The sequence below is a fragment of the Bradyrhizobium arachidis genome (assembly GCF_015291705.1).
Classification (GTDB): domain Bacteria; phylum Pseudomonadota; class Alphaproteobacteria; order Rhizobiales; family Xanthobacteraceae; genus Bradyrhizobium; species Bradyrhizobium arachidis.
The window spans coordinates 938,301-957,409 of sequence record NZ_CP030050.1 but is presented as its reverse complement, the minus strand read 5'-3'; the positions used below and the strand labels follow the sequence as shown (position 1 = coordinate 957,409).

Here is a 19,109-nt window from a genome sequence, read left to right as displayed (position 1 = left end):
ACCGCAAGCTTCCGCTGTATCTCGCGGGCGATCCCTGCTTAAAATGCGGCTCCATCAGCCGTCCGAGTTGCTTGCCCGCATGTCCATATTCCGTCTCTACACCCGTGTTCTGGAACTGCTCGGCAAGGAAGCGCGGCTCGGCTGGCTGCTGGCGGTCGCCAATCTCCTGCTCGCGGCCTCGCAATTCGCCGAGCCGGTGCTGTTCGGCCGCATCGTCGACGTGCTCTCCGGCAAGACGGTGGCCGGCTCCAACTCGGCCTGGCCGTTCCTGGGTGCCTGGGTGGCGTTCGGGCTGTTCACCATCGCCTGCAACGCGCTCGTCGCATTGCAAGCCGACCGGCTCTCCCACCGCCAGCGCCAGGCGGTGCTGACCAGCTATTTCGAGCACATTTTGCAACTGCCGCTGACCTTCCACTCCGGCACCCATTCGGGCCGGCTGATGAAGGTGATGCTCAACGGCACCGACGCGCTGTGGCGGCTTTGGCTCGGCTTCTTCCGCGAGCATTTTGCTGCGATCCTGTCGGTCGTCGTGCTGCTGCCGCTCTCGCTCTATCTGAACTGGCGGCTGGCGATCCTGCTGTTCGTGCTCTGCGTCGTCTTCACCGCGCTGACGACCTTCGTGGTGCGCAAGACCTTCGGCATGCAGATGGCGGTCGAGGAGCACTATAGCGAGCTCTCCGCGCGCGCCTCCGACGCGCTCGGCAATGTCGCGCTGGTGCAGAGCTTCGTCCGCGTCGAATCCGAGGTGAAGGGGTTGCGCTCGGTCGCCGACGAGCTGCTGGCGGCGCAGATGCCGGTGCTGTCGTGGTGGGCGCTCGTCACCGTCATCACGCGAGCCTCCACCACCATCACGGTGCTCGCGATCTTCACGCTCGGCATCGCGCTGCACGACCAGGGCCTGACCTCGGTCGGCGAGATCGTGATGTTCGTGAGCTTTGCGACGCTGCTGATCCAGAAGCTCGAGCAGGTCGTGAGCTTCATCAACAGCGTCTTCATGGAAGCGCCGCGCCTGCGCGAATTCTTCGGCGTGCTCGATGCGGTGCCCGCGGTGCACGACCGCCCCGATGCGATCGACGCGGGGCGGCTCTCCGGCCTCGTCGAGTTCAACGACGTCACCTTCTCCTATGACGGCAAGCGCCCGGCGATCGAGGACCTCTCCTTCACGGCGTTGCCCGGCCAGACCATCGCGCTGGTCGGCCCGACCGGTGCCGGCAAGTCCACCGCCATCGCGCTCTTGCATCGCGCCTTCGACCCGCAATCCGGCTTCATCAGGATCGACGGCATGGATGTGCGCGGCGTGACGCTGACCTCGCTGCGGCGGAACATCGGTGTCGTGTTCCAGGAAGCGCTGCTGTTCAACCGCTCGATCGCGGAGAATCTTCGCGTCGGCAAGCCGGATGCGACCGAAGCCGAGATGCGCAAGGCCGCGGAGCGCGCACAGGCGATCGAGTTCATCGAGCGCAGCGGCGGCTTCGAGACCAATGCCGGCGAGCGCGGCCGCATGCTCTCTGGCGGCGAGCGCCAGCGCCTCTCGATTGCCCGCGCGCTGCTGAAGGATCCGCCGATCCTGATCCTGGACGAGGCGACCAGCGCGCTCGACGCCGTCACCGAGGCCAAGGTGAATGCCGCTCTCGACGAAGTGATGAAGGGCCGCACCACCTTCGTGATCGCCCATCGTCTGTCGACCATCCGCAATGCAACACGGATCCTGGTGTTCGAGAATGGCCGCGTGATCGAAAGCGGAACTTTCGATGAACTCGTGGCCAAAGGCGGCCATTTCGCCGAGCTCGCCAGGGCGCAGTTCATGGTTCAGGAAAACGCACGGGCCAGCGTGACGGCGGGCGAGACTGCCGCGACTGCGGTCAAGTCCCCATAGGACCGTCGAAATTCGGCCTATTTCATTGCGGAATACCGCACCGATCCCCCTATTCTCGCCGCACCAGCCGGTATAGGTTTGCGACGCCGCAAGCGGCGGCGCCGGATTTCAGAACCGAACGTCAGATCACGAGAGCCGGCCGTATCAGGCGGGTCTCCAAGGACCGGAATCGGATAGTGCACGCCATTCGCCCGCTGCTTCGCAAATCCCTGTTCAGCCTGTTCGCTGCGACGCTCGCATGCGCCGCACTGCTCGCGCCGCGCGCGGCGAGTGCCGAAGCGCTGCTGCTGATCGAAGCCGACAGCGGCAAGGTGCTCCAGGCGGAGAACGCGACCATTCCGTGGTATCCGGCCTCCGTCACCAAGATCATGACGGCCTATGTGACGCTGAAGGCGGTGAAGGACGGCAGGCTCACGCTCGACACGCTGCTCACGGTGTCGCCGACGGCCGCCTCGCAGTCGCCGTCGAAGATGGGGTTCCGTCCGGGAACGCAGCTCACCGTCGACAACGCGCTGAAGATGATGATGGTCAAGTCGGCGAACGACATGGCCGTGGTGCTCGCCGAAGGCGTCGGCGGCTCGATCGACGGCTTCTCGGCGATGATGAACGACACCGCGCAGCGGCTCGGCATGACGCAGACGAGCTACGTCAATCCGAACGGCCTGCCCGCCGACGGCCAGATCACCTCCGCGCGCGACCTCGGCATTCTCGCGCGCTCGTTCCTGCGCGACCTGCCCGAATACGAATACTTCGTGCACATCCCGGCGATCCGCTTCGGCAAGCGCATCACCGGCAATTTCAACAAGCTGATCGGCCGCTATCCCGGCGCCGACGGTTTCAAGACCGGCTTCATCTGCGCCTCCGGCTACAATCTCGTGGCATCCGCCACGCGCAACGGCCGCCGGCTGATCGCGGTCGTGCTCGGCGCCAACTCCGGCACCGCGCGCGCGGTGAAGGCGGCGCAGCTGCTCGAGCGTGGCTTCAGCCAGGACAATCTCACCTGGCTTCGCCCCTCGCTCGGCACCGTCGACAAGCTGGTGCCGGTCGACGCTTCGCCGCCGAACCTGCGCGAGGAGATGTGCGGCGGCCATCGCAAGCGCCCGGCGAGCGACGACGACGATGCGCTGATCGCCACCAATGGCGGCACGAGCGGATCGGCCTCGGCCACCGGCGGCGAAGCCCAGGTCACCTTCTTCACGGCCGGCCTCCAGCCGCCGCTGATGAAGGCCTCCGAGCTGATGGCCACCGCTCCCGCGGCGGCCGAGCCCGTGCTGGTCTATACCGGCCCGACCCGCACCGGCACGGCCCTCATCGCGGCGGTGGCCGCCGATGCCGACCAGCAGGCGACGCCCAAAGCGCGTGGCAAGAAGTCGCGCGTCGCCAAGAAGCCTGACGCCGCCGACAAACCCGCGGACAAGCCGAAGGAGCCGAAGACAGCGGCGGCCAAGCCCGATGCGAAGAACAATGCGAAGGGCGACGGCAAGACCGCAGCCAAGCCGGCCGCCAGGCATGCCGCGGCGAAACCAGATGCAGCGGCGAAACCTGCCGAGAAGCCCGTAAGCGGCGAAGCGGCGGCAAAGCCCGCCAAGCCCAAGGCCGCGACCAAGCCTGCTGCCGCCAAGCCGGCCAACAACAGTTAACGCCGCCTCGGACTTAAATCACAGCCTGCGCTTCGCAGTTGCGGGAGCGCGGTTTGCGACGATTCCAGTAGCCACTCCCCGGCCTTTGCCCTAAGCCACGACGGCTTGCCACCCGTTCCGGCAGGCTCGATACTGCCGGCAATGAGGCAAGCCCGAGACACAACGGGCTCAGGCGTAAGAGAGGGGAGTTTCCATGGAGCGCATCTGGCTCAAGCAATACCCGCCCGGCGTGCCCGCCGATATCGAGCCGACGCAATACGCATCGCTGGTCGACCTCCTGGAGGAGAGCTTCACCAAGTTCGCCGACCGCAAGGCGTTCATCTGCATGGACAAGTCGATCAGCTATCGCGACCTGGACCAGATGTCGCTGGCGCTCGCCGCTTACCTGCAGGGCCGCGGCCTGCAGCGCGGCGCCCGCGTCGCGATCATGATGCCGAACGTGCTGCAATATCCGGTCGCGACTGCGGCCGTGCTGCGCGCCGGCTACGCGGTGGTCAACGTCAACCCGCTCTACACCCCGCGCGAGCTCGAGCATCAGCTCAAGGATTCCGGCGCCGAAGCCATCATCGTGCTGGAGAACTTTGCCCACACCGTCGAGCAGGTGATCACGAAAACGCCGGTGAAGCATGTCATCGTCGGCAGCATGGGCGATCTGCTCGGCTTCAAGGGCATGATCGTCAATCTCGTCGTCCGCCGCGTCAAGAAGATGGTGCCGGCCTTCTCGCTGCCGGGCGCGGTGTCCTTCAACGACGCGCTCGCGACCGGCCGCAGCCTGACCTTCAACAAGCCGAAGCTCTCGCCCGGCGACGTCGCCTTCCTGCAATATACCGGCGGCACCACCGGCGTCTCCAAGGGCGCCACGCTGCTTCACCGCAACATCGTCGCCAACGTCTTGCAGAACGATGCCTGGCTCCAGCCGGCGCTGGCGCAGCCGCCGCATGTCGAGCAGCTGATGATCGTGTGCGCGCTGCCGCTCTATCACATCTTCGCGCTGACGGCGTGCTACCTGCTCGCGGTGCGCGCCGGCGGCTGTAACCTGCTGATCCCGAACCCGCGCGACATCGCCGGCTTCGTCAAGGAGCTCGCAAAATACCAGGTCAACAGCTTCCCGGCGGTGAACACGCTCTACAACGGGCTGATGCACCACCCTGATTTCAAGAAGCTCGACTTCTCCAAGCTGAAGATCTCCAACGGCGGCGGCATGGCGGTGCAGCGCCCGGTGGCCGAGCAGTGGAAGGCGGTGACCGGCTGCTTCATCGCCGAAGGTTACGGCCTGTCGGAGACCTCGCCGACGCTGACCTGCAATCCGGCAACCACGACCGAGTTCTCGGGATCGATCGGCATCCCCGTGCCCTCGACCTGGATCTCGATCCGCGACGACGATGGCAACGAAGTCCCGCTCGGCCAGCCCGGTGAGATCTGCGCCAAGGGCCCGCAGGTGATGTCGGGCTACTGGAACAGGCCGGAGGAGACCGCCAAGGTGATGACCGCCGACGGCTATTTCCGCACCGGCGACATCGGCGTGATGGACGAGAGGGGCTACACCAAGATCGTCGACCGCAAGAAGGACATGATCCTGGTCTCCGGCTTCAACGTCTATCCGAACGAGATCGAGGAAGTGATCGCGAGCCATCCCGGCGTGCTCGAATGCGCCGTGATCGGCATCCCCGATTCCAAGTCGGGCGAGGCGGTGAAGGCCTTCGTGGTCAAGAAGGACCCGAACCTCACGGCGGAGGACGTCATCAGGTTCTGCCAGGAGCAGCTCACCGGATACAAGGTGCCCAAGCACATCGAATTCCGCACCGACCTGCCGAAGACCAATGTCGGCAAGATCCTGCGCCGGCAGCTGCGCGACGAGAAGAAGGCCGAGGCGGCGTGAGCCGCATCGCTGCTTCATGACCGACGTGAGCGACAACACGCCGGCCGGCATTCTCGCCTTCTGGCGCGAAGCCGGCCGAGAGCGCTGGTACGAGCACAGCGATGCGTTCGACGCCGAGGTCAGGCGCCGCTTTCTCCCGCTATGGCAGAAGGCCCTCGCCGGCGAGCTGGCGTCATGGGAAGACAGCGACGACGGCGCGCTCGCGCTGGTCATCGTGCTCGACCAGTTTCCCCGCAACATGTTTCGCGGCACACGCGAAGCCTTCGCCAGCGACGCGCTGGCGCGCGAGGTCGCCCGCCGCGCCATCGCGGGCGGCGTCGACAAAAGGGTCGATCCGATCCTGCTTGAATTCCTCTATCTGCCCTTCATGCATTCCGAGCACCTGCCCGATCAGCTGCATTGCGTCGCGCTGTTTGAAAACACCGACAATGCCGAAAACCTGAAATACGCCCGCCTGCACGCCGACATCATCCAGCGGTTCGGCCGCTTTCCCCACCGCAACCCCCTCCTCGGCCGCGACACCACCGCGGAGGAGCAGGCCTTCCTCGACAGCGGCGGTTTTGCCGGTTGATGACATCGCGGTGAAGGGCGGCCGCCCCCGCGGCTTTGCGCATCACTTCCCTTGCCGGCAATATTGTGCAGGCCAGCGCCACGGTCTAAAAAGCGGGACCGATTTTCAGGGAGACTGACGATGGCGATCCAGACTGGCGACAAGCTGCCCGAGGCGAAATTCCGCGTGATGACGGCGGAAGGCCCGCAGGTGAAGACCACCGACGACATCTTCAAGGGCAAGAAGGTGGCGCTGTTCGCCGTGCCCGGCGCCTATACCGGCACCTGCCACAAGATGCATCTGCCGAGTATCTTCCTCAACGCCTACGCCATGAAGGACAAGGGCGTCGACACCATCGCCATCGTCTCCGTCAACGACGCCTTCGTGATGAACGCCTGGAAGCGCGACACCGACCAGCGCGACGAGGCCATCTTCCTCGCCGACGGCAATGCCGAGTTCGCCAAGGCGATCGGCATGGAGCTCGATGCCTCCGCCAACGGCCTCGGCATCCGCTCCAAGCGCTATTCGATGCTGGTCGAGGACGGCGTGGTCAAGAAGCTGAACCTCGAGGCGATGCCCGGCAAGGTCGAGGTCTCCGGCGGCGATACGCTGCTGGGACAGCTGTAAGCTTTAGGCGCCGTTCTTAGCCACAAATGACACTGTCATGCCCCGGCTTGACCGGGGCATCCAGTACGCCGAGGCCTCTCCGCTCAATCACAACCGCCTCTGGAATACTGGATCGCCCGCCTTCGCGGGCGATGACAGTTAAGAATGAGGCGGTGCCGTAGGGTAGGCAAAGGCGCGTCAGCGCCGTGCCCACCTTCTTTTCCAGATGGAAGAAAGCCGTGGGCACGCTTCGCTTTGCCCACCCTACGAGACCTGAGATTTATGTCATTCCGGGGCGCCTCGTAGAGGCGAACTCAGGTGCGCAATTGCGCACCAGAGAATCTCGAGATTCCGGGTTCGGTGCTACGCACCGCCCCGGAATGACGGAGCACTACTCCCCCACCCGCTGCTGCAACCGCGCCTTGACGATTCCGTCCCGCGCGAGCTGATCCGCCCGCTCGTTCTCGGGATGGCCGGCATGGCCCTTGACCCAGTGCCAGCGGACGTCGTGCTGCTTCAAGGCCGCATCGAGGCGCTGCCATAGCTCGACATTCTTGACCGGCTTCTTGTCGGCGGTGCGCCAGCCGTTGCGCTTCCAACCGTGGATCCACCCGGTGATGCCCTGCCGGACATACTGGCTGTCGGTGTAGAGATCGACGGTGCACGGCTTCTTCAGCGCTTCGAGCGCGGAGATCGCCGCCATCAATTCCATCTGGTTGTTGGTGGTATGGCGCTCGCCGCCGTTCAGCTCTTTCTCCTTGTCGCCGAACTTCAGGATCGCACCCCAGCCGCCGGGCCCCGGATTTCCCGAGCAGGCACCGTCAGTATAGATCGTGACAACGGGCTTTTCGCTCACGCAACCAGTCCTGACGGCATCAGCCCGTAATCGCGCACGCCGGAAACACTCTGGTGGAAGCGCAGCTTGCGAAAATATTCCAGCGGATCCTTCGGCTTGACCAGCGCGCCCGGCGGCACGTTGAGCCAGTCCACCAGCCGCGTCAGCAGGAAGCGGATCGCAGCGCCCCGCGCCAGCAGCGGCAACGCGGCCTCCTCGGCTTCGCTCAGCTTTCGCACCCGGCCATAGGCATTGAGGAAAGCGCGCGCCTTGGTGACGTTGAAGGAATGATCCGGCTCGAAGCACCAGGCGTTGAGGCAGATCGCGACGTCATAGGCCAGCATGTCGTTGCAGGCGAAGGTGAAGTCGATGATCCCCGAGAGCTTGTCGCCGAGAAAGAAGACGTTGTCGTTGAAGAGGTCAGCGTGGATCACGCCCTCGGGCAGATCGGTCGGCCATACGCCACTCGAGAGATGGTCGAGCTCGGTGGCAAGGAAGCTGCGCAGGCCCGGCTGCACCTCGTCGGCGCGACTTGCCGCCGCGTCAAACAACGGCCGCCAGCCCGCAACCGAGAGCGCATTGGCGCGCTTGATCGCGAAATTCGCGCCGGCCAGATGCATCCTGGCGAGCCCCTCGCCGACGCCGGCGCAATGCGCAGCGTTCGGCTTGCGCGGCCAGACGCCTTCGAGAAAGGTGATGATCGCGGCGGGGCGCCCCGACAGCTCACGCAACGCCTCTCCGTCTTTGGCCTTCACCGGCAGCGGACAGGTCACGCCGTGCTCGGCCAGATGCGTCATCAGCGCGAGGAAGAACGGCAGATCGTTCTTCGCCACGCGCTTCTCATAGAGCGTGAGGATGAACGAGCCTTTGCTCGTGTGCAGCAGGAAGTTGGAATTCTCTACGCCCTCGGCGATGCCCTTGTAGGAGAGCAATTCGCCGAGATCGTATTGCTTCAGGAAATCCGCAAGCTCGTCGGCGGCAACGTCGGTGTAGACCGCCATAAAAGTCTACTCAGCGGCGGCTTCGGGGCGCACCTGACGCGGCAGCGGGAAGAACTCGTTCTCTTCCGCGGCCGAGACCGTCTCCACATGCAGCGTGTAGCGCTCGGCGAAGGCGTCCATGATCTCCTCGACGATCACTTCCGGCGCGGACGCGCCCGCGGTGATGCCAAGGCTCGAGATGTTGCCGAACTTGTCCCAGTCGATGTCGGCGGCGCGCTGCGCCAGCACGGCGATCTTGCAGCCCTCGCGCTCCGCGACCTCGCGCAGGCGCTGCGAGTTCGACGAATTGGGCGCACCGACAACGATCAGCGCGTCAACCACCGGCGCCACCTTCTTCACCGCGAGCTGGCGGTTGGTGGTGGCGTAGCAGATGTCTTCCTTGTGCGGGCCGTTGATGTTCGGGAAGCGCTCCTTGAGCAGCGCCACGATCTCGGCGGTATCGTCGATCGACAGCGTGGTCTGGGTCACGAAGGCGAGGTTGTTTGGGTCCTTCGGACTGATGGTCTTGGCGTCCTCGGCGGTCTCGATCAGGGTAACGGCGCCGGTCGGCAGCTGGCCAAGCGTGCCGACCACCTCGGGATGATGCGAATGGCCGATCAGGAAGATCTCGCGGCCGCGCTTGAAGTGGATCGCAGCCTCGCGATGCACCTTGGTCACCAGCGGGCAGGTCGCATCCAGCGAGAACAGGTTGCGGGATTGGGCGTCGGCCGGAACCGACTTGGGGACGCCATGGGCCGAGAACACGACCGGCGCGGTGGTGTTTTCGGGGATTTCGGCCAGCTCCTCGACGAAGATGGCGCCCTTCTTCTTCAACCCATCGACGACGTACTTGTTGTGCACAATCTCATGGCGAACATAGACGGGAGCGCCGTACTTATCGAGCGCCCGTTCCACGGTATCGATCGCCCGGACCACCCCGGCGCAGAAGCCGCGGGGAGAACAAAGCACGATCTTGAGGTCTGGTTTGGCTGACATTGAGCGATCTCGGGACCGAATCACCCGTTTCGCCTTCTGGCGGGGGCGGTCGATGGCTGGAAAGGGCTAAAAAGGGTTTGCTTGGACTTTACCGGGTCTGCAAAGGGAATTGGGCCCCCTTTCGGGCGCTGTCAAGGCACTATCTATAGCAGAACCATTGCGTGGCTAGCCCCTCCCGGCTTATATAGCGCGAATTCCCTGTCATCGCTGATGACTACCGGTTTCGCCTCCAGAGGGGTGGGCGAAGCACAAAGGAGATTTGCCATGAGCAACGCACCTCTGATGCCCAAGGCGACCGCCGTCTGGCTGCTGGACAACACCGCGCTGACCTTCGACCAGGTCGCCGATTTCACCAAGATGCACCCCCTCGAGGTGCGTGCGATCGCCGACGGCGACGCCGCCCAGGGCATCAAGGGCATGGACCCCCTCTCCAACGGCCAGCTCACCCGCGAGGAGATCGAGAAGGGCGAGAAGAACCCGGATTACCGGCTCCGCCTCCAGGAGAGCAAGGTGGTGCTGCCGCCCCAGCCTAAGCGCAAGGGCCCGCGCTACACCCCGGTGTCGCGCCGCCACGAGCGCCCGAGCGCCATCCTCTGGCTGCTGCGCAGCCATCCGGAGCTCAAGGACGCCCAGATCATGCGCCTGGTCGGCACCACCAAGAGCACCATCGCCAGCGTGCGCGACCGCACGCACTGGAACACCTCGCAGCTGACCCCGATCGACCCCGTCACGCTCGGCCTCTGCTCGCAGATCGAGCTCGATTTCGAGGTGCAGCGCGCGGCGAAGGAAAAGCCAATCGACGCAGCCTATGGCGGCGCCACCCTGCTGCCGGCCTCCGAGACCACCAAGAAGGACGAGTACGAGCCGGCGGAGAAGTCCAGCGACGACCTCAACGTCGACGCCGTGTTCGCCAAGCTCAAGACGCTCGGCGGCAAGAAGCACGAGGACGACGAGGAGTAAGGCTCCGCTCTTCGTTGACGATCGAATGCAAACAAAAAGCGCGGCAGGGAAACCTGCCGCGCTTTTGTTTTGTGGAAGCGTCACCCTCGATGTCGTGGCGTCAATGCCTCTCGCGGTGCCGCTGACCGAATGCGGGGCGCACGATGCGGCACTTCACATTACGGCCGCTCGGGATGGTTTAGCATATATTCGCCGAGATCGCGCTGGCGGCGGTCGGCGCGGGCGGTCGCGGCATTGCGCTGGACGTCGCGGTCCTTGCGGCAGGCCACATATTCGGGCGAGCCCTGGGCGTAGCCGCGGCTCTGGCACACCGCATCGTCATCGTCGCCGCCCATCGCCACCGGCGTCTGGTAGCGCGCCGAGCAGGCGGAAAGAGCGATGGCGAGAGCTACGGCTGCAAGCAGGCGCGGCGCGGTGGCGAGTGGCATACGAGGTCCTCGATTGGTCGGCCCTGTTTAGCGCGGAATGAGGAGATTGTAAGTCCCGGACGCCGTTCCCCACTCGCTGTCATTCCCCGCGAAAGCGGGGAATCCAGTACTCCGCGGCGGGCATTGGAGCACACAACTCCGGCCGCGGAGTACTGGATCACCCGCTTTCGCGGGTGATGACAGCAGAGGTTGGAGCGGCGGGGGCGCCCCGGTGGCACGACGGCCGGAGATCGCGTCACACCCGCCCCTTCAGCGCCTCGCCGATCTCGTCCAGCACCTTGGGGTCCTCGATCGTGGCCGGCATGGTCCAGGCTTCGCCATCGGCGATCTTCTTGATGGTGCCGCGCAGGATCTTGCCGGAGCGGGTCTTGGGCAGGCGGCCGACGGTGATGGCGAGCTTGAAGGCGGCGACGGGGCCGAGCCGCTCGCGCACCAGCGCGACGATCTCCTTCTCGATCTCGTTTGGTGTGCGCTTCACGCCGGCTTTCAGCACCAGGAAGCCGCAGGGCACCTCGCCCTTGATCGCGTCCTTGATGCCGAGCACCGCGCATTCGGCGACATCCGCGTGCGAGGCCAGGATCTCCTCCATGCCGCCGGTGGAGAGCCTGTGGCCAGCGACATTGATGATGTCGTCGGTGCGGCCCATCACGAAGACATAGCCGTCCTCGTCCTTGTAGCCTGCGTCCGAGGTTTTGTAATAGCCGGGGAATTCGCTGAGGTAAGCCTCCTTGAAGCGCGCATCCTGATTCCACAGCGTCGGCAGGCAACCCGGCGGCATCGGCAGTTTGATGACGATCGAACCCATCGTGTTCGCAGCAACCGGCCTTGCCGCTTCATCGACGACGTCGACCTGATAGCCCGGCATCGGCACCGTCGGCGAGCCGTGCTTGACCGGCAGCATGCCGAGGCCGACCGGATTGCCGGCAATGCACCAGCCGGTTTCGGTCTGCCACCAATGATCGATCACGGGCACCTTCAGCTGCTGCTCCGCCCACTCCACCGTCGGCGGATCGGCGCGCTCGCCGGCGAGGAACAGCGTGCGGAATGTCGACAGGTCATATTGTCGGATGAACTTGCCGTCCGGATCCTCCTTGCGAATGGCGCGGAACGCGGTCGGCGCGGTGAACAGCGCCACCGCCTTGTGCTCGGAGATGACGCGCCAGAACGCGCCGGCATCGGGCGTGCCGACCGGCTTGCCCTCATACATGATCGAGGTCGCGCCATGCAGCAGCGGGCCGTAAATGATGTAGCTGTGGCCGACCACCCAGCCGATGTCGGAGCCGCACCACCAGACCTCGCCCGGCTTGACGCCATAGAGGTTGAACATCGACCATTTCACCGCGACGAGATGACCGCCATTGTCGCGCACGACGCCCTTGGGGATGCCCGTGGTGCCCGAGGTGTAGAGGATGTAGAGCGGATCGGTGGCGGCGACGGGAACGCAAGGCGCCTTCTTGCCTTCGTTCAGCGCCTTGCGGCGCAGGCTTGCCCAATCATAATCGCGCCCGGGTGTGAGATCGCAGACGAGCTGGGGACGTTGCAGCACGATGCAGGCCTTGGGCTTCGCAGACGCAAGCTTGATCGCCTCGTCGAGCAGCGGCTTGTACTGCACGATGCGGCCCGGCTCGATGCCGCAGCTCGCGGAGAGAATGAGCTTCGGCTGCGCGTCGTCGATGCGGGTGGCGAGCTCCTTTGCCGCAAAGCCGCCGAACACCACCGAGTGCACCGCGCCGATGCGCGCGCAGGCGAGCATCGCGACCACGGCCTCCGGCACCATCGGCATATAGAGGATGACGCGGTCGCCCTTGGCGACGCCGAAATCCTGCATCACGGCGGCGAGCCCCTGCACCTCGCCGAGCAGCTCGGCGTAAGTGAATTTGGTGATGCTGCTGGTCAGCGGCGAATCGTGGATCAGCGCGACCTGGTCGGCGCGGCCGCGTTCGACATGGCGGTCGAGCGCGTTGTAGCAGGTGTTGACGACGCCGCCGGTGAACCAGCGGCCGTAGACGCCTTGCGAGGCATCGAAGATCTTCTTCGGCAGCTCGATCCAGTCGATCTCCTTGGCCGCCTCGGCCCAAAACCCTTCCGGATCCGCCAGCGAGCGCGCATGGACCTCGTGATACTTGCTTCCACCCTGGGCGTTCATTCCGCGCTCCCGTTCCCTTTGTTCGCCTGGCCCTGACCTTGCGGCACGACGGACGTCCCGCCATGACCCGGATCAAGTGCCGGCCTTGTTTGAGGGCTATTTTCCCGGGAACGGGCCGCGGTTCAAGCTGAAAAGGATGATCTATCCTCTCCCCGTTCTTACGGGGAGAGGGTCGGGGCGAGGGGCTACTTCCGCGAAGGCGGAGGGAATTGAACTCGCGGAGAGTCCCCCTCACCCGGAATTTGCATACGCAAATTCCGGCCTCTCCACCCAAGTGGGGAGAGGCGAAGACCGCCTAGCTCTCCATCGCATTCAACCGCTGCAACCGATCCTGCATGACCTTCTTCAGATCATAGCCGGGGCGGCGGAAGCTTGCATCGCGGGTGACGAGGAAATCGCGCTGGGACTTGCGCAGATCATCCGCCGAGCGCCGGTTCAGGGACTTCAGCACGCGCTCATAGGTCTCCGCGATCCGGCGATCGAGCATGCCGAGCTGCGGATCGGCGCAGATCACTTTCTCGACCTCGCGCTTGGCGCTCGCGCAATCGAACGACGGGCCGTTGCCGGAATTCGCCGCGAGCGGACGCGGCGCCTCGGTGCCGAACTTCGCGATCTCCGCCATCGTGGTGCGGCGGCCATTTGCGGCGTTCTCGTTGCCAGGATCGAGCTTCAGCGCGGTTTCGTAATCGGCCAGCGCCTTCCTGCGCTCCCCCATCTTCTTGTAGAGCACGGCGCGGTTGTTGTAGGTCAGCGCGAAATTCGGATCGAGCTTCAACGCAGCCTCGTAGTCGCTGAGCGCCGCCCCAAACTCGCCCTTGTACTGATAGGCATCGCCGCGGTTGGTGAAGAAATTCGGCCGCGGCGCCAGGCGCAGTGCCTGGTCGTAATCGGCGATCGCCTTGTCGTATTCGCCCATCGCGACCAGCGACAGGCCCCGATTGTCGTAATATTCCGGCACTTTCGGATCGAGCCTGATCGCCTCGCCGTCGTCGGCGACCGATTTATCGAGCTGGTTGAGCTTCTTGTAGGCCGCGCCGCGATTGGTGTAGCTGCGCGGCCGGTTCGGATCGAGCCGCAGCGCCTCGCTGAGATCGCGGATCGCCTTCTCGTTGTCGCCGCCGAGATAATAGGTCACGCCGCGGTCGGACCAGGCCTGCGCATAGTCAGGTTTCAGCTTGATCGCCTGGTCGTAATCGGCAAGCGCGCGGTCGAGCCGGCGCTGGCTGGTGTAGACGACGCCGCGCAGCTCGTAGGCCTCCGCATCCTGCGGATCGAGCTCGATCGCCTTGCTGAGGTCGGAAGCGGCACGGTTGAGGTCGCCACCGGCCTCGCGCAGCAAGTCGCCGCGCAGGCGCCAGGCCTTTGCGTTCTTGCCGTCGAGCGCGATGGCGCGGTCGATGTCCCGCAGCGCCTGGGTGAGGCCGCCCGAAGTGCGCGCATTGGCGTCGGCGCGCACCAGCAGCGCCGCGGCACGGTCGCTCGTCGAATTCGAAGCCTGGTCGATGATGGCGCTGCAGGCCGGGATCAGCTCGGCCGGAGCGGCCTTGGTGCCCATGACGCAGTCGGCGGCAGAGGCTGGAGCAGCGAGGGCCAGGCTCATCGCCGCGCCGAGGAGGAAGCTACGCAGCGAGATCTTGGCAAACGGGAACGTTTGCGCGGAAGAAGGCGTGCCGCACATCAGGAAGGCTCCGTGACATCAGGTTTTCACCATTGTCGCGGCGGGAAAAGAATGGGTTCAATCTGGACCTGTTAGGGATGCACCGGCGCATCGCCCCCTCGCCCCGCTTGCGGGGAGAGGGTGGGGGTGAGGGGGACTCTCCCCAAGCGAGGTGGCAGTTGGATTCGCGGAGAGTCCCCCTCACCCGGAATTTGCATACGCAAATTCCGGCCTCTCCCCGCAAGCGGGGAGAGGCGAAGGAGGCACTCAATACCCGTCCACGCCGTTGATCCGCTGCAGCCGCTCCTGCATCGCCTTCTTCAGATCATACCCCGGCCGGCCGTACCCAGCATTGCGCCGGGCGATGAACTCGTCCTGCTCGTGCTGGATCTTGCGCGCCTCCGCCGGGCTCTGGGCTTCGCGGATGGCGCGCAAATGCGATCCGTAGATCTCGCGGTCGAGATCGGCGAGCTCGCGGCTCGCGCAGATCGCCTTCTCGACGGCGCGGGATGCGCGGGCGCAGTTGAAGCTGGGCTTGCCGGCGACCGCCATCTGCGCCCCGATCCGCTCCAGCTCGCGCGCCATCGCCTTGTGATTGGCCTTGGCCTTCTCGTGGTTCGGATCAATCTTCAGCGCAGCGCCGAAATCCTGCACCGCCTTGGGCTTGTCGCCCTTCTTCAGCCAGAGCTCGCCGCGCGCGTTGAAGATATCGGCGAGCGTGGGGTCGAGCAGGAGCGCGCGGCTGTCGTCGGCGATCGCGCGGTCGATCTGGTCATGCCGCGCATAGAGCGCACCGCGCGCGATCAGCGCCTTGACCAGATCCGCCTTCGCCGTCTTCTCATTGTCGATCACGGCCGCGCAGGCGGAGGCCGCCTTGTCCATGTCGTCGGCCGCGGTCGCCGCAAGGCATGGCGCGACATCGACCTGCGGCACCGCGGCCGGCTCGCCGCCGGTCGCGGCATGGGCTGCGGCGAGCGAGAGCGCGGAGAGCAGAACGACACCTGCCAGTTGAATGAGATTTTGAAAACGCATGCTCGTTGCAGTCGGAAGGTCGTCTTCGGTCTTGCCTTGAGGCCGTACTATCCACCATACGGCCGGATTGGTGCTAGCTTGTGGCGCCGCTCAAATTGGTCTCGGGGATCGACGTGTCGACATTCGAATGGATCATCGCGCTGCTGCTCGGCGCCGTTGCATTATCGGCGGCGGCGCGTCGGATCAAGGTCCCCTACCCGACCTTTCTGGCCATCGGCGGCGCCCTGATCGCTTTCGTGCCGAACAGCCCGTCCTGGACGCTCGAACCCGACCTTGCCTTGGCGCTTTTTGTCGCACCGGTGCTGATGGACGCCGCGTTCGACACCTCGCTGCGCGATTTGCGCAACAACTGGGTTCCGGTCTCCACCCTGGTGGTGGCCGCGGTTGGCCTGACTACGATCGGCGTGGCTTTCGTCGCGCACCGGCTGATGCCCGACATGCCCTGGGCCGCGGCCATTGCGCTCGGCGCCATCGTGGCACCGCCGGATGCCGCAGCCGCGGTTGCGATCCTGAGCCAGGTGAAGCTGCCCTATCGGATGGTGAAGGTGCTGGAGGGCGAGAGCCTGCTCAACGACGCCAGCGCGCTGCTGATCTATCGCATCGCGGTCGGTGCGGTCGTTATGGAGCACCTGAAATGGAGCGAGGTCGCGCCGACGATTGCGCTCGGGCTGGTCGGCAGCGTCCTCGCTGGTCTTCTGGCGGGACGCATCATCCCGCTGTTCCTGGAACGCGTGAAGGAGGCGCCGAGCGCGATTATCGTCCAGTTCGCCACCACCTTCATGGTCTGGATCGCGGCTGAGCATCTCGGCCTCTCCGGCATCCTCACCATCGTGGTCTACGCCATCACCATCGCGCGCACGGCGGGCGCGCGCATGCCGGCACGGCTGCGGGTGCCGTCCTATGCGGTGTGGGAGACGATCGTGTTCGTCCTCAACGTGCTCGCCTTCATGCTGATCGGCATGCAGATGCGGCCGATCTGGACGCGGCTGGATACGGAAGTGCGCTGGGAATATTGCGTAGCCGCAGCCTGGATCCTGCTCACGGTGGTGCTGGTGCGGCTCGCCTGGATCACCTTCTACCGCACCACGCTGCGCGTGCTGATCGCGCGCGGGCTCTATCATCCGAAGGATCCCAAGGCCGTCGCCTCGCCGAAAGGCGGCCTCATCATCTCCTGGTGCGGTATGCGCGGGCTCGTCACGCTCGCCACCGCGTTCGCCCTGCCCGAGAATTTTCCCTATCGTGACTTCATCGTCTTCATCGCCTTCGCGGTGGTGCTGGGCTCGCTGATCATCCAGGGCCTGACCCTGCGCCCGCTGATCCTGGCCTTCGGCCTCAAGGACGACGATCCCGTCGGCCTCGAGGTCGCGCGCGCCCGCGCGGTCGCCTATCGCGCCGCGCTCGATGCGATCGAAGACGATCCCTCGGAGGAAGCCGAAATCTTGCGGCTCGAATACCGCGCCATCCTGATGCAGGCGGATGACGATCCTGACGGCGGAATCGCCCACGGCCGTCTCCCCGCCGACGCGCTGCGCCTCCGCGCCATCGAGGCTGCGCGCAAGTCGATCCTCGGCCTTCGCGATACCGAAGTGATCGGCGACGATGCATTCCACCGGGTCGAGGAAGAGCTCGATCGCGCGGAGTTGAGCGCCGGGGGATAGGCAACGTGCGCCAGATCACACAAGCGATCCGGCGTTGAACCTGATGGTGTCGTCGTAGACACATTCCTGATGACGACCTTGATCGACGACCGTCGTGTACGCGCGCGTGATGCGTCGCCTGCACGATATTTTTATCTCCACATGGCCCTGGCCTGCGCGGCCACTGCATTCCTCGGCTTCGCACCGACATATTGGATGCCGCTCGTCCACCGGACATTTTCCGCAAGCCCGGTGATTCATTTTCACGGATTGTTGTTCTTCACCTGGACGCTTTATTTCGTGCTCCAGACCTGGCTCGCGGCTTCTGGCCGCGTGGTCAATCACCGCGCGCTCGGCATCGCCGGCGTGTCGCTTGCGACCGCGATGACGATCTTCGGCTTCCTCGCCTCGGTCACGTCGATGAAGCACGCCGCGGCGCTCGGGCAGACCGACGCCGGCATCGCCTTCTCGATCGTGCCGATGAGCGGCATCGCGTTCTTCGCCATCGTGTTCGTGCTCGCGATCATGAACACGCGCAGGCCCGAGATTCACAAGCGCCTGATGCTGCTCGCCGCGGTCTCGATCCTCGATGCCGCGATCGCGCGCTGGTTCCTGACCTTCCTCGCCCCTCCCGGACCGCCCGGCCCGCCGCCGGTGCCGGTCACGATCGCCCCGGCAGTGGTCGCCTCGCTACTGCTTGTCGTTGCCATGGTGCGCGACTGGCGCACTGAGGGCCGCGTGCACCCGGTCTACATCTACGGCACGCTCGCGATGCTGGCGGTGAAGTTCCTGAACTGGCCGACCAGCGAGACCGCGGCGTGGCATTCGTTTGCCGGCGGGATTCTGGCGCTGGCGCAGTAGGGCGCCAAACACTCCACTGTCGTCCGGACAAGCGCAGCGAAGCGAAGCGCCGATCCGGGATCCATAGCCACAGGGAGTGGTTTGGCGAAGACTAGGAGTTACCAGCTCGCGCGACGACTTCTCCCTGTGGTTATGGGTCCCGGGTTCGCGCTTTGCGCGCCCCGGGACGACAGCGGAGATTGGGGCTACGCCCCCGCCTTGCACGTGATCCCGCCGTCCACCACGAGCTCGATCCCCGTCACATATTTCGACTCGTCCGACGCCAAAAACAGCGCCGCATTCGCGACGTCCCAGGCATCGCCCATATGCCCCATCGGCACCTGCGCGTCGCGGGCGCGCCACATCGCTTCCACGTCGCCCTTGGCGTAGCTGCTGGCGAGGCCTGCGGAATGCTCCACCATCGGCGTCTTCATCAGGCCCGGCAGGATCGCGTTCACCCGGACATGATGGCGCGCGAACTCGATCGCGGTGGTGCGCGTCATCTGGTTCATCGCAGCCTTCGAGGTGCCGTACGTGACGTAGGAGATGCCCATGTGGCGGATCGAGGCGATCGAGGAGATGTTGATGATCGAACCGCCGCCCTGCTTCACCATCACGGGGATGACGTGCTTCATGGCGAAATAGGCGCTCTTGAGGTTGACGCTGAAGACGCGGTCCCAGCTCTCCTCGGTGACCTCGACCACGCTGCCCATCTCGGCGATGCCGACATTGTTGTCGAGCACGTCGATGCGGCCATAGGCCTTGAGGCACGAAGCGACCATCGCCTCGATTTCGGCAGGCCGCGAGACGTCGGCGGTGAAGGCCGTCGCCTTGCCGCCTTCGCCGGTGATGATCTTCGCGGTCTCCTCGGCCGCCGCGCCGTTGCGGTCGACGCAAAACACCTGTGCACCCTGGCGCGCGAAAGTCACCGCGGTCGCCTTGCCGTTGCCCCAGCCCGGCCCGATCGAGCCGGCGCCCACCACCATCGCAACCTTGCCCTTGAGCCGATCCATCGCGTGTCTCCCGTGTTGTTGTTCTGATTGTAGC

Annotated in this window: 16 protein-coding genes; 8 read left to right on the top strand and 8 right to left on the bottom strand. The window is 65.2% G+C overall.

The features are described from left to right. The first annotated feature begins 79 nt into the window (after positions 1 to 79). From WN72_RS04545 to WN72_RS04525, 5 genes are all read left to right on the top strand, one after another. Positions 80 to 1,876 (top strand): glucan ABC transporter ATP-binding protein/ permease, encoded by a 1,797-nt coding sequence (locus WN72_RS04545; protein ID WP_027561406.1) that lies wholly within the window; start codon positions 80 to 82, stop codon positions 1,874 to 1,876. A gap of 176 nt (positions 1,877 to 2,052) precedes the next feature. After that, positions 2,053 to 3,516 carry a D-alanyl-D-alanine carboxypeptidase family protein gene (locus tag WN72_RS04540; protein WP_092217996.1) on the top strand — a complete coding sequence of 488 codons (1,464 nt, stop codon included), beginning with the start codon at positions 2,053 to 2,055 and terminating at the stop codon, positions 3,514 to 3,516. Between the two features lie 193 nt (positions 3,517 to 3,709). Beyond that, entirely contained in the window at positions 3,710 to 5,395 is a 1,686-nt protein-coding gene (locus tag WN72_RS04535) for a long-chain fatty acid--CoA ligase (protein WP_027561408.1), read from the top strand. Positions 5,396 to 5,411: 16 nt separating this feature from the next. Then, positions 5,412 to 5,966, top strand: coding sequence for a DUF924 family protein (locus WN72_RS04530; protein ID WP_092217995.1), 555 nt, complete (start codon positions 5,412 to 5,414; stop codon positions 5,964 to 5,966). Positions 5,967 to 6,086: 120 nt separating this feature from the next. Further along, a complete protein-coding gene (locus tag WN72_RS04525; RefSeq protein WP_008543132.1) occupies positions 6,087 to 6,572 on the top strand; it encodes a peroxiredoxin in 486 nt (161 codons plus the stop codon). A 370-nt stretch (positions 6,573 to 6,942) separates the two neighbouring features. Here WN72_RS04525 and rnhA read toward each other — a convergent pair whose 3' ends face one another. Genes rnhA through ispH form a run of 3 tightly spaced genes read right to left on the bottom strand, consistent with a single transcriptional unit; the run spans position 6,943 to position 9,362 of the window. Further along, complete coding sequence (rnhA, locus tag WN72_RS04520; protein ID WP_027561410.1) at positions 6,943 to 7,407, bottom strand: ribonuclease HI; 465 nt, start codon at positions 7,405 to 7,407, stop codon at positions 6,943 to 6,945. Next, positions 7,404 to 8,387, bottom strand: coding sequence for a homoserine kinase (locus WN72_RS04515; RefSeq protein ID WP_027561411.1), 984 nt, complete (start codon positions 8,385 to 8,387; stop codon positions 7,404 to 7,406). The genes rnhA and WN72_RS04515 overlap by 4 nt, the downstream gene beginning before the upstream one ends. 6 nt (positions 8,388 to 8,393) lie before the next feature. After that, positions 8,394 to 9,362, bottom strand: a complete 969-nt coding sequence (ispH, locus tag WN72_RS04510) for a 4-hydroxy-3-methylbut-2-enyl diphosphate reductase (RefSeq protein WP_027561412.1) — start codon at positions 9,360 to 9,362, stop codon at positions 8,394 to 8,396. Between the two features lie 264 nt (positions 9,363 to 9,626). Between ispH and WN72_RS04505 the strand changes: the two genes are divergently transcribed. Continuing rightward, entirely contained in the window at positions 9,627 to 10,322 is a 696-nt protein-coding gene (locus WN72_RS04505) for a DUF1013 domain-containing protein (RefSeq protein WP_027561413.1), read from the top strand. Between the two features lie 158 nt (positions 10,323 to 10,480). On the opposite strand, the gene WN72_RS04500 is transcribed toward WN72_RS04505, so the two are convergent. The 4 genes from WN72_RS04500 to WN72_RS04485 form a co-directional block, all read right to left on the bottom strand. Further along, positions 10,481 to 10,750: a hypothetical protein gene (locus WN72_RS04500; RefSeq protein WP_027561414.1), complete on the bottom strand. Its 270-nt coding sequence runs from the start codon at positions 10,748 to 10,750 to the stop codon at positions 10,481 to 10,483. Positions 10,751 to 10,985: 235 nt separating this feature from the next. Next, the gene (locus tag WN72_RS04495; RefSeq protein ID WP_092217993.1) at positions 10,986 to 12,896 is read right to left on the bottom strand and encodes a propionyl-CoA synthetase; all 1,911 of its coding nucleotides are present in this window, start codon (positions 12,894 to 12,896) and stop codon (positions 10,986 to 10,988) included. Between the two features lie 295 nt (positions 12,897 to 13,191). Next, positions 13,192 to 14,574 (bottom strand): tetratricopeptide repeat protein, encoded by a 1,383-nt coding sequence (locus WN72_RS04490; protein ID WP_092217992.1) that lies wholly within the window; start codon positions 14,572 to 14,574, stop codon positions 13,192 to 13,194. Positions 14,575 to 14,820: 246 nt separating this feature from the next. After that, positions 14,821 to 15,585: a tetratricopeptide repeat protein gene (locus tag WN72_RS04485; protein ID WP_092217991.1), complete on the bottom strand. Its 765-nt coding sequence runs from the start codon at positions 15,583 to 15,585 to the stop codon at positions 14,821 to 14,823. Between the two features lie 80 nt (positions 15,586 to 15,665). Between WN72_RS04485 and WN72_RS04480 the strand changes: the two genes are divergently transcribed. Continuing rightward, complete coding sequence (locus WN72_RS04480; protein WP_084334590.1) at positions 15,666 to 17,243, top strand: cation:proton antiporter; 1,578 nt, start codon at positions 15,666 to 15,668, stop codon at positions 17,241 to 17,243. 69 nt (positions 17,244 to 17,312) lie between these two features. Further along, positions 17,313 to 18,083, top strand: coding sequence for a hypothetical protein (locus WN72_RS04475; protein ID WP_092217990.1), 771 nt, complete (start codon positions 17,313 to 17,315; stop codon positions 18,081 to 18,083). A gap of 185 nt (positions 18,084 to 18,268) precedes the next feature. Here WN72_RS04475 and WN72_RS04470 read toward each other — a convergent pair whose 3' ends face one another. Further along, complete coding sequence (locus WN72_RS04470) at positions 18,269 to 19,075, bottom strand: SDR family NAD(P)-dependent oxidoreductase (protein WP_092217989.1); 807 nt, start codon at positions 19,073 to 19,075, stop codon at positions 18,269 to 18,271. Between the last annotated feature and the right edge of the window lie 34 nt (positions 19,076 to 19,109).